This window comes from Burkholderia sp. Se-20378 (assembly GCF_017104665.1).
GTDB classification, from domain to species: domain Bacteria; phylum Pseudomonadota; class Gammaproteobacteria; order Burkholderiales; family Burkholderiaceae; genus Burkholderia; species Burkholderia lata.
On record NZ_JAAGPG010000328.1, the window covers coordinates 1 to 9,518 of the forward strand.

10 protein-coding genes are annotated in these 9,518 nt (G+C 66.1%); 2 read left to right on the forward strand and 8 right to left on the reverse strand.

Features of this window, described 5'->3' with window-relative positions:
* Positions 1-124: 124 nt before the first annotated feature.
* Both G3N93_RS26770 and G3N93_RS26775 read left to right on the forward strand, forming a co-directional pair.
* The gene (locus G3N93_RS26770) at positions 125-442 is read left to right on the forward strand and encodes an EscU/YscU/HrcU family type III secretion system export apparatus switch protein (protein ID WP_011353508.1); all 318 of its coding nucleotides are present in this window, start codon (positions 125-127) and stop codon (positions 440-442) included.
* Positions 443-711: 269 nt separating this feature from the next.
* The gene (locus G3N93_RS26775; RefSeq protein ID WP_174937487.1) at positions 712-1,446 is read left to right on the forward strand and encodes a PepSY-associated TM helix domain-containing protein; all 735 of its coding nucleotides are present in this window, start codon (positions 712-714) and stop codon (positions 1,444-1,446) included.
* A gap of 110 nt (positions 1,447-1,556) precedes the next feature.
* On the opposite strand, the gene G3N93_RS26780 is transcribed toward G3N93_RS26775, so the two are convergent.
* From G3N93_RS26780 to G3N93_RS26815, 8 genes are all read right to left on the reverse strand, one after another.
* Entirely contained in the window at positions 1,557-2,582 is a 1,026-nt protein-coding gene (locus G3N93_RS26780) for an XdhC family protein (RefSeq protein ID WP_174918226.1), read from the reverse strand.
* Positions 2,583-2,791: 209 nt separating this feature from the next.
* Positions 2,792-3,295 carry a hypothetical protein gene (locus G3N93_RS26785; protein WP_011353505.1) on the reverse strand — a complete coding sequence of 168 codons (504 nt, stop codon included), beginning with the start codon at positions 3,293-3,295 and terminating at the stop codon, positions 2,792-2,794.
* Positions 3,296-3,833: 538 nt separating this feature from the next.
* On the reverse strand, positions 3,834-5,240 hold the full coding sequence (locus tag G3N93_RS26790; RefSeq protein ID WP_174937489.1) for an amino acid permease: 1,407 nt from the start codon (positions 5,238-5,240) through the stop codon (positions 3,834-3,836).
* A 214-nt stretch (positions 5,241-5,454) separates the two neighbouring features.
* Positions 5,455-6,111 carry a response regulator transcription factor RqpR gene (gene rqpR, locus G3N93_RS26795; RefSeq protein ID WP_107312671.1) on the reverse strand — a complete coding sequence of 219 codons (657 nt, stop codon included), beginning with the start codon at positions 6,109-6,111 and terminating at the stop codon, positions 5,455-5,457.
* A gap of 7 nt (positions 6,112-6,118) precedes the next feature.
* Positions 6,119-6,934 (reverse strand): quorum system sensor histidine kinase RqpS, encoded by an 816-nt coding sequence (gene rqpS, locus G3N93_RS26800; protein ID WP_206134320.1) that lies wholly within the window; start codon positions 6,932-6,934, stop codon positions 6,119-6,121.
* A 415-nt stretch (positions 6,935-7,349) separates the two neighbouring features.
* A complete protein-coding gene (locus G3N93_RS26805) occupies positions 7,350-8,120 on the reverse strand; it encodes a ferredoxin--NADP reductase (protein ID WP_085041890.1) in 771 nt (256 codons plus the stop codon).
* A gap of 234 nt (positions 8,121-8,354) precedes the next feature.
* Positions 8,355-9,002 carry a LysE family translocator gene (locus G3N93_RS26810; RefSeq protein WP_174937493.1) on the reverse strand — a complete coding sequence of 216 codons (648 nt, stop codon included), beginning with the start codon at positions 9,000-9,002 and terminating at the stop codon, positions 8,355-8,357.
* A gap of 131 nt (positions 9,003-9,133) precedes the next feature.
* The coding region (locus G3N93_RS26815) for an endonuclease/exonuclease/phosphatase family protein (RefSeq protein WP_374196516.1) at positions 9,134-9,518 on the reverse strand (385 nt) is incomplete at its 5' end.

The following is a 9,518-nucleotide window of genomic DNA, read 5'->3' on the forward strand; positions in this document are numbered from 1 at the left end:
CCCCGGACGGCTTCGACCTGTTTGCGGCCCAGGCGGCGGCGGCCGCGTATGCGCGCGGTTCGGCGTCGGCCTCGGCTGGCGGCCCGGCGACGCATGCGCTGGATACCGACGACGAGGCGCTGTCATGAGCATGACGTCCCGCAAGCGCGCGGCCGCGCTCGTCTACGATCCGAAGGGCGGCGATGCGGCGCCGCGCGTGGTCGCGAAGGGCTACGGCGCGCTCGCCGAGATGATCGTCGCGCGCGCACACGATGCCGGGTTGTACGTGCATACGGCGCCGGAGATGGTGTCGCTGCTGATGCAGGTCGACCTCGACGACCGGATTCCGCCGCAGCTCTACCAGGCGGTCGCGGATCTGCTCGCGTGGCTGTACTCGCTCGACCGTACCGAGCCCGCGCCGGACGACGCCGCACCGCGCTTTCCGCTGCCGCCACTGCGCTGAACAGCTCGGCATCGCGCGATTTCTTACGAAATACCGTCTCGACCTTGCAAGATCATTCTGTCGATATTTTCCTTCTATCTGACGGTATTGCGGCGCAACGCGCCTGCTTCTTCTGAATTCCCTTTGCTATCAGGCTTGCCGTCACGTAGCCGGGCGGATTGAGCCGGCAATCAACTTGTGTAATGATATCCATTCTCATTTTCATGCTGCTCGGGCGGCGCGCACGCTTTGCGCGCCGCCCGTTGTTTTGAACGAATGGAAACTCTCGCGTGAACGCGCCCGAAACGATCACTCCGCCCCGGACGGGTACTTCCCGCGCGGGCGTCACCGTGCTGCACCCGGCGGCCCGCCCGCTGAGCGACGACGAACTGGCTGCGCGCCGTCAGCGTTCGCGCCGCGCGACCTTCATCAAGTGGCTGCGCAAGGTGCATGGCTGGGTCGGGCTGTGGGGCGCGGTGCTCGGGCTGCTGTTCGGCGTGACGGGCGTGCTGCTCAACCACCGCGCGCCGCCGCTGAAGATTTCGACCGGCGAGCCGCAGGTCGAGGAGATGCAGATCGCGCTGCCGGATCCGGCGCCGAAGACGCCCGCCGCGATGACGAAGTGGCTGCAGCACGAACTGCATTTCGACGGCAAGCCGGGCCGCATGCGCAAGGAGCCCGCGCAGCCGGTGGCGTGGGGCGATAAACGCGTGATGCAGCCGGAGCACTGGCAGATGGGCCTGTTCGGCCCGCACCAGAACCTGCAGGCCGAATACTGGGTCGGCAACGGCTACGTCGCGGTGAAGCGCACGGGCAACACGTTCCTGACGACGCTGAACAACCTGCATCGCGGCGTCGGGATGAATCTCGGCTGGGTGCTGCTGATGGACACGATCGCGGGTTCGCTGATCCTGCTGTCGCTGACCGGCGTGCTGCTGTGGACCGAGCTGAACAAGCGCCGCACGGTCGGCGTCGTGCTGGTGGTCGGTTCGGTCGCCGCGGCGCTGGCCGCCGGCCTGACCTGATCGGCGACACGCGCCGGCCTGGCGCCGGCGTGTGTCGTTTCGCTGGCTTCGTCTGCTTCGCCCGTCGCGGACGCGTACCCGGCGCAATCGTGCGCCGGCGTCGACAGTGATCAGAGGCCGCAGGCCGCGCCGCTGTTCGCCGCGATTTCGCGCGCGGCCTTCGCACCCTCGACCTGCAGGATCGTCGGCAGCGACACGTTGTTCTTCGCGGCGGTGATCTCGGCGAGGATCGAGATCGCGATTTCCGGCGGCGTCCGGCTGCCGATGTAGATGCCGGCTGGCCCATGCAGCCGGCCCAGTTCCGCTTCGTTCAGGTCGAATTCGCGCAGCCGCTCGCGCCGCGCTGCGTTGTTGCGCCGCGAGCCGAGCGCGCCCACGTAGAACGCGGGCGTCTTCAGCGCCTCCATCAGCGCGAGATCGTCGAGCTTAGGATCGTGCGTGAGCGCGATCACGGCCGAACGCGCATCGAGGTTCATGTCGAGCACCGTATCGTCGGGCATCGTGTGCACGACGCGTGTGCCCGGCACGTCCCACGCATCCGTGTATTCCTCGCGCGGATCGCACACCGTCACCTGGTAGTCGAGCCCGACCGCGATCTGGCATAGATAGCGCGACAACTGGCCGGCGCCGATCACGAGCATCCGGTAGCGCGGCCCGTGGATCGTCACGAGCCGCTCGCCGTCGAACGCGAGCCCGTCGGCCGCCTGCGCGGGCGACAGCGATGCGCGGCCGGTCGCGAGCGTCATCGTGCGCGTGACGAGGCGGCCGGCCTCGACTTCCGCGCACAGCGCGGCAATCCCGCTGTCGCGCGTGAGCGGCTCGAGCACGAGCTGGATCGTGCCGCCGCACGGCAGCCCGAAGCGATGCGCTTCCTCGGCCGTCACGCCGTACTTGAGCGCTTCCGGGCGCGCGTCGGCCGCGATCCCGCTTGCGTGCACACGGGCGATCAGGTCGTCCTCGATACACCCGCCGGACACGGAGCCGACCACGAGCCCGTCCTCGCGCACCGCGAGCATCGCGCCTTCGGGGCGGGGCGACGAGCCCCACGTCTTCACGACCGTCACGAGCAGCACGCGGCGCCCTTCTTCGAGCCAGCGCGCGCTGGATTTCAATACATCGAGATCGACGCTTTCCATCATCTTCTTCCTGTTGCCGGGCGACACCGCCGCTGCGGGCCGCCGTTTGATGGCGCGATTATGAACCGGCCGCGGCAAGCGTGCAGGCGACGGGGAAGGCGTAAAACGGGGAAGGGACAAGCGGAGCGGCGAGGAGCGCGGGCAGGGCGGCCACGGACGGGCCGCCGGCAGGTCGCCGGGCGGACGCATCCGCCCGGCGGGTCGCTACGTCAGAGCGAGCCCAGGTACTGCGTCAGGTTGCGGATGTTGTTGTCGTACGCGTTCGGCGAGCCAAGCTCGACGCCGCCGCTGCGCACGTAGTACTCGAACGGCACGGAGCGGGTGCCGAAGAACGGCAGGAAATTGTCCGGTTGCAGCGTCGTGCCGTTCAGGCCGATCGCCCAGTTCCGCGACTTGTACAGCTCGAGCTCGCGGATCGTCGCCTGGACCTGGTTCGTCTCCGACGCGCGAATCGCGGCGATGCGCTGCGTCAGCGTCTCGATGTTCGCCTGATATGCGCTCGGTTCGCCGACCGAAACGCCACGCGCACGGACGTAGTAGCTGAACGGCAGGTTGCGCTCGGTGAAGAACGTCAGGAAACCGTCCGGCGCCAGCGTATCCCCGTTCAGTCCGATCGCCCAGTTCTTGCTTTGATAATCCCTGAGCCCCGCGATCGTCTGGTTGGCCGCGCTGATTTCGACCTTCGCCGTGACGTTGACCAATGTATTGCTCATGACAGACCTCTCTGGTTCTTGTTGAACTTCGGACAGGTGCAGCGACATGCCTCCGGATGGAGGCAATAAAATACCCTCGGCCGGATTATCCGGTCGTGATAATTTTTAATTAAAAAGATGCTGAAAATTCTTTTATGAACGCGCTATGAATTTGTGTTTTATAAAAAGGCGCTTCGATGAAATCGATTGCATCCCGCCGCGCTCCTGCTGCGGCTTGTTCCCCGTCTGGTCCAAGCGGGGCGGGCGTTTGCGATCGGCCGACCTGAATACTAGGTTGGCGAATGCAAGAGTTCAATGTCGGTCGCGTTATTATTTTCTTCTATTCATATTCAATTCAATCGAATTACATTTTTAATCGATTAATATGCCGATCCGAATCGAATATATCGGCATTCGGAAAATGGCCAATGGAAACGGGAATTGACGCGCGGATCGTTGCAGGAAAAGCAACGCGCCGGGTGAGCGAAGGGAGGGGAGGGTGCGGGGCCGACGTCCGGCCCCGCGGGTGCGCACCGTGCCGCGTGCGGCACGGCGGCGCTCAGTGCGCGTCGTGGTGACCGTGCGCGAGCTTCGAGTGGTGGCGCGAGTACAGGAAGTAGATCACGAGGCCGATCACGAGCCAGATGCCGAATGCGGCCCACGTGATGGGCTGCAGGTTCAGCATCAGGAACAGGCATGACGCGACCGCGAGGATCGGCACCACGGGCACGCCGGGGCAGCGGAACGCACGCGGCAGGTCGGGGTGCGTGCGACGCAGCACGAGCACCGCGATCGACACCATCGAGAACGCGGCGAGCGTGCCGATGTTGATCAGCTCGGCGAGCACGTTGAGCGGCACGAGCGCGGCGATCAGCCCGAAGAACAGACCGACGAGCCAGGTCGTCAGGAACGGCGTCGCGTAGCGCGGGTGCACGCGCGACAGCGTCGCGGGCAGCAGCCCGTCGCGCGACATCGCGAAGATCACGCGCGTCTGGCCGTAGCTCATCACGAGGATCACGGTCAGCATGCCGAGCACGGCGCCGAGATCGATGAAGCCTGCGACCCACGTCTCGCCGGCCTTCTGCAGCGCGTACGAGATCGGGTGCGAGATGTTCGCGTACTGGGCCGACGGCACGATGCCGGTCGCGACCGCGGCGACCGTCACGTACAGCACCGCGCACACCGCGAGCGACGCGATGATGCCGATCGGCAGGTCGCGTTTCGGATTCTTCACTTCCTCGGCCGCCGACGACACCGCGTCGAAGCCGATGAACGCGAAGAACATCACGGCCGCCGCGCCGAACACGCCGTTCCAGCCGTGCGGCATGAACGGCTGCCAGTTCGCGGGCGTCACGTGGAACACGCCGACCGCGATCACGAGCAGCACGACCGACACCTTGATGAACACCATGATGTTGTTGATGCGGGTCGACTCGCGGATGCCGATCGACAGCAGCGTCGTAATCACGATCATCACGAGGAACGCGGGCAGGTTGAACCACGTGACGACGCCCGGCACCGCGCCGGGCGCGGCCGTCAGCACGGTGGGCAGCGTCAGCCCGAAGCCCTGCAGCAGCGACTGCAGGTAGCCTGACCAGCCGACCGACACGGCCGACGACGCGAGGCCGTATTCGAGCATCAGGTCCCAGCCGATGATCCACGCGACGAGCTCGCCGAGGGTGGCGTACGAATACGTGTAGATCGAGCCGGCGACGGGGATCGTCGACGCGAACTCCGCGTACGACAGCGCCGCGAGGCCGCATGCGATCGCGGCGATCACGAACGACAGCATCAGTGCGGGGCCGGCTTGTACGGCGCCGGTACCGGTCAGCACGAAGATGCCGGTGCCGATGATCGCGCCGATGCCGAGGAAGGTGAGGTCGATCGCGCCGAGCGCTTTCTTGAGCCCGGCGGCATGCGCGCCGGCGATCATGCGATCGACGTTTTTCTTGCGGAAGAGAGACATTGCGGATGAATCGCCAGCGCGCGCAGGCGCGGTAGCGCTGACTGAGTGAAAACCCGTAATTTTAGCCGATTTGGCGCCCAAGACCCGCTGCAGCGCAGCGGTGCGTCACGAAATCGTCCGATAAAACAAGCGCTTGCGCATCAGACGGGCGGCCGCGGGCGGCGGCGCGGCATGCGCCGCGTCGCGGGATCGGGTGAACCGGGGGGCGGGAAAATCAGGCGCCGGCCGTGGGCGCCATGTCGACGAGCCGGTTGCTCATCACGTAGAACGTGAGTTCCGCGTTGTTCGACAGCCGCATCTTCTCGAGCAGCCGCGACCGGTACACGCTCACCGTCTTCACGGACAGCGACAGCGTGTTCGCGATGTCGGTGAGCCGCTTGCCCGACGCGAGCATGCAGAGCGTCTGGTATTCGCGGTCGGACAGCTTCTCGTGCGGCAACGGCTCGTTCTCGAACGACACGTATTCGGCGAGCGCCTCGGCCATCGCGGGGCTCACGTACTTGCGGCCGGCCGCGACCTGCTGGATCGCGCCGATCATCTGCGCGGCGTTGACCGTCTTCGACAGATAGCCGGCAGCGCCGGCCTTCAGCGCGCGCACCGCGTACTGATCCTCGCGGTACATCGAGAACATCAGCACCGGCGTGCGCGGCAGCTTGCGCTTGAGGCGCTTGAGCACTTCGATGCCGTTCGTGTCCGGCAGCGAGATGTCGAGCAGGATCACGTCGAATTCCTGTTTGTCGACGGCGGCCATGGCGTCGCCGCCGTTCTCGGCCTCGGTGACGTCGCGTGCGACGCCACGGTCGATCAGCAACTGGCGGATCCCTTGCCGGACGATCGCGTGATCGTCCACGAGCAGGATGTTCAGGCTCATGACGACCTCACGAAAGCAACGCGCGGCGGGCCGCGACGGGCACCGCGAGCAGCGAATCCCAAGCGAAGCGCGCGGTGACGCGCGTGCCGTGGCCGGGTTCCGGCGTGGCCGTCCCGAAGCTGCCGCCGAACGCCTCGCAGCGGGCGCGCATGCCGGCGAGACCGTAGCCGGTGCGACGGCTTCGGGAGAAACCGGTCCCATCGTCAGAGACAATCAATGACAGGTGCGTGCCGTCGGTGGCGATCCGCACGTCGACCGACGTCGCGCGTGCATGCTTCGCGACGTTCGACAACGCTTCCTGCGCGACGCGGAACACCGCGAGCGCGCTGGCGCCGGCGATCTGCGTCAGGCGTGCGTCGGCCGCACAGACGAAGCTGGTGCGCAGGCCCGTGCGTGCCGCATGGGTGTCGGCCCACGACGACAGCGCGCCGACCAGGCCCGCGTCGAGCGCCGGCGTGTCGCGCTCGTCGATCAGCCGGCGATTCGCGTCGGTCGCGGCGTCGAGCGCCTGCTGCGCAAGCTCCAGCGCGCGCAGGCAACCATCCGGCGCATCGGCCGGCAGCCACGTTTGAACGTTTGCGAGCGCGAAACGCGCAGCGGTCAATTCGGCGCCGAGTCCGTCGTGCAGCTCGCCTGCCAGGTGGCGGCGGGCCGCTTCGTCGGCGGCGAGCAACTGGGCAGACAGCGCTGCGATCCGCGCGGCGGAGGCACCGCGTTTCGACGCGGTGTCGGCAATGGGCGGAGTCGCGACGCAGCCCGGCACGAGCTGTTGCGACGGGAACGGGGCGTGAGCGCCCAAAGGCGCGCTAAGCGACGTATCCATGACTCTCCCTGCTGTCAGAAAGCGGTTCAGACACCGGCTGGCTGCGTGGATCGGCTGCCGTTTTGATGACGGTCGCCGCCAGAGAATCGCCCCCTGCCGAGGTAACAAAAGTTACGTCTTGTAACACTTGCATCCGACCCTTCCACTCTCATCCGAACGGCAACCACGCGCGGCGAATAATATCTCAAAATTTCCGAAAAGGTCATGTCAGGCGGACATTTAAGGGTAAATGTGAATAATCGGAATGAAGGTGTTGTAGGAAAAACACTGACACCCGAGCACCGGACGATGACGTATCCAAATGTAACTATTTGAGATGGGATGATCCCAATTTGTTACGAATTCGCCAAGTAGGGATGAAAAAAAACCGGAGCTTTCGCTCCGGTTCTTGACGACGCGCAAATTTGGGGATCGATCAGTCCACGAACGCGCGCTCGATCACGTAGTGGCCCGGCGCGCTGTTCTTGCCTTCGACGAGGCCGGCCTGCTTCAGCAGGTCGGTCGTGTCCTTCAGCATCGCGGTGCTGCCGCACAGCATCACGCGGTCGTTTTCCGGCGAGAACGGCGGGACGTCGAGATCCGTGAACAGCTTGCCCGTTGCGATCAGGTCGGTGATCCGGCCTTCGTTGTCGAACGCTTCGCGCGTGACCGTCGGGTAGTAGACGAGCTTTTCCTTGATGATGTCGCCAAGGTACTCGTGGCCCGGCAGGTCGTGCTTGATGAAGTCCATGTACGCGAGCTCGCCCTTCAGGCGGCACGTGTGCGTCAGGATCACCTTGTCGAAACGGTCGTAGATGTCCGGATCGCGGATGATCGACATGAACGGCGCGAGGCCCGTGCCCGTCGACAGCATCCACAGCGTCTTGCCCGGCAGCAGGTTGTCGGCGACCAGCGTGCCCGTCGGCTTCTTGCCGATCAGCACCGTGTCGCCCACCTTCAGGTGCTGCAGGCGCGACGTCAGCGGGCCGTTCTGCACCTTGATGCTGAAGAATTCGAGATGCTCTTCGTAGTTCGGGCTGACGATCGAGTAGGCGCGCGCGAGCGGCTTGCCGTCGACCTCGAGGCCGACCATCGTGAATTCGCCGTTGTTGAAGCGCAGGCTCGCCTCACGGGTGCAGGTGAAGCTGAACAGCGTGTCGGTCCAGTGATGGACGGATTGGACGGTGGCGGTGTCGTATTTGCTCATGGCTTTGAAAACGGACGCGCGTAGCGAACGCGAGTAACGGGCCCAAAAACGGGCAAAAAACCGAGTGCGACGGCCCGATCGAGGATCGGCCGGCCGGCGCGTCGGACACGCGCCTTCTCGATGACAGACGATTGAGGAACTCGTTATTTTACCCTGTTGACGCAGTTCGCGGGCTTGACCCCCGTGGCCGCGCGGATTTGGCGCAACGAATTATTTCAATCTGCTTTCAATTTTTCAGCGCTCGGCCGCGAGTTTCGCGCCGAGGCCGACCAGCGCCACGCCGCACAGTGCGTCGAGCGGGCGCCGCACGCGCCGGTAGCCGCGCTGCGCGCGCGGGCTTGCGAACAGGTATGCGACGCACGAATACCAGCCGGCCGACAGCACGCCGATCGTCACCAGCACCGCGCCGTTGAACCACAGCGGCACGTGCGCGGGCAGCATCGCCGCGAACACGCTGGTCCAGAACGCGCACGATTTCGGGTTCGTCAGGCAGGTGAACAGGCCGCTGCGATACGCGCGCAGGTAGTCGCGTGCATGCGGCGCGGCCAGCGGCGCGCGTTCGTCGGGCGCGTCGGCCGGCGCCGTGTCGCGGCGCACGCCCGAGCGCAGCAGCTTGAAGCCGAAATACACGAGGTACACGGCACCGCCGATCCGGATCGCCTCGTACAGCCATTCGACCTGGTGCAGCACGGCCGCGAGGCCGAGCATCGCGAGCGTCGCCCACGCGATCGACGCGGTGCCGACGCCGAGTGCCGATGCGGCGCCGAGGCTGCGCCGGCCCGCGAGCGACAGTTGCGAAATCATGAAGAAATTCGGGCCGGGGGTGATCGCCGCGACGAGATAGACGACGGCGATTTGCAGCAGGATCGGCAGGTAGGTCATGGCGGCGCGGCCCGGCGGCGGGGCGGAGCGGAATGGGCAAGGCGTTAATGTAGCGCGCGCCGCGCGGCCGCGCTTTGGCGGCGCTTAATCCCGTTGATGTCCGGCGGGTATCCGGCCGGGATCGGGGAACGTTATTGCGGATCGAGGCGCAGGCGCGCGATGTACGGCAGGTGGTCCGACAGCCACGCGGCCTCGCCGGACGGGGCGCGCCATTCGAGCGGCGTCAGCCCGCGCACGAACATCTTGTCGAGCGCGAGCGCCGGCGAGAACGCAGGGAACGTGCGGCCCGATTCGCCGAGCAGCGTCGCGACCTCGGACAGCCCGATCTCGCCGAACAGCGCGACCGAATCGTTGCGCCAGTCGTTGAAGTCGCCGGCGAGCATCAGCGGGCCGTCGCCTGCGTTGCGCACGATCCAGTGCGCGATCCAGTGCATCTGGCGCAGCCGTGCGGCGCGCGTGAGCGCGAGGTGCGCGCACAGCAGCGTGACCGGGCGGGCGCCCGCGAGGGTCGCGCGG